Source organism: Loigolactobacillus bifermentans DSM 20003, assembly GCF_001434575.1.
Classification (GTDB): domain Bacteria; phylum Bacillota; class Bacilli; order Lactobacillales; family Lactobacillaceae; genus Loigolactobacillus; species Loigolactobacillus bifermentans.
Genome location: NZ_AZDA01000038.1, coordinates 1 through 1,263, shown reverse-complemented (window position 1 = coordinate 1,263; position 1,263 = coordinate 1). Strand labels below are relative to the sequence as shown.

Annotated in this window: 1 protein-coding gene; it reads right to left on the bottom strand. The window is 34.4% G+C overall.

Annotated elements, in window-relative coordinates:
• Positions 1-498 precede the first annotated feature (498 nt).
• Complete coding sequence (locus tag FC07_RS05495) at positions 499-1,146, bottom strand: LPXTG cell wall anchor domain-containing protein (protein WP_057904126.1); 648 nt, start codon at positions 1,144-1,146, stop codon at positions 499-501.
• Between the last annotated feature and the right edge of the window lie 117 nt (positions 1,147-1,263).

Below are 1,263 nucleotides of genomic sequence, written 5' to 3'. Positions count from 1 at the left end.
ATTATACTAAATCAGAGTCTCTATTTAACTTGTACACTTTTTATTCTAGGCCCAGGTCGATCATATCGAATGAAGGATCATTTGATTGAAAAGAAGGATAATTCTGGACCTGATTTATCAGGTTTCAGCTCACAAAATAAAGAAAGGAGCAGTGAGACACTGTAAACCTTATCGGTAAAAAACAGCATTTTTTAATCGGCAAAAAACGACATTTTCACATCGGCGTTGACAATTTTCACCTAACTTCATTTGAAAAGCTTTACTGGCAGTAGCGGCCTGATAATTTTTTGGTTGATCCAATTTCACTTGGACAATTTCTTGGTCATTATTCAAAAAAATCACCTCATCATATTTGATAAAGTGATTCTATCGCACTGAAGTGCGTAATTATAGCCGGTTTGTTATTGGGTGCTTACGTGCTTACAAACCTCCTGTCATAAGATAAAGGGTAGTAGTGATTGATTTCACTACTACCCTTTATCTTTAAAGATTATTTAATTAATCTTCTCGCTTTTTCCTGAAAGTCAACCAACTAGTTAAACTTCCTAAAGCAAGTAATAGAACGCCTAAAACCGAAATAGAACTTTCTTTTTGTTCACCAGTTTGAGGCAAAACTTCTCTGTTCTTAGATTGATTTTTCTTATTATTAACTAATGAAACTGGGGTACCTTTACTAATATTAGTTTTAATCAATTGGGTTGGTTGTGTCGGTTGAATTGGTTGTGTCGGTTGAATTGGTTGTGTCGGCTGGGTTGGTTGTGTCGCCTTTTGGTAAGGCTGATTAATCGTTCCAGAATAAGAGTAATCAAAGTCGCCTTCTTGCCAATGAGGTATGCGAATTTGATCATTTTCCAATGTCAAATAATTGTTAGTTAACAAATACACCGTAGGATTAATATGCATAGCTTGATCTTTCCAAGAGGAAATCAATGTCCCTTTGTCTTTTAAATTATGCCATGCAATAACCTTTCCATTAGGATCATAGGTTCCACTTTCCGGATGCTGACTATCACTCTTATAAGGAACAAGAAGAAGAAGATTACTAGAACCATTTAAATCGATTACAGGGTTAGACTGGTGATAATCAGTTTGATTATTAGGAACAGTGATGATTGGATAATTAATAATTTGATTATCAGCTTTCAAATTAAAATAATTTCCATCATTATAATGGTTAAGGACCCACGTTTTTAATGAATTAATATTACCCCGAATTATTCATACGAGGTTTAATATCGGCATACCGCACAATTTTGGACCAAT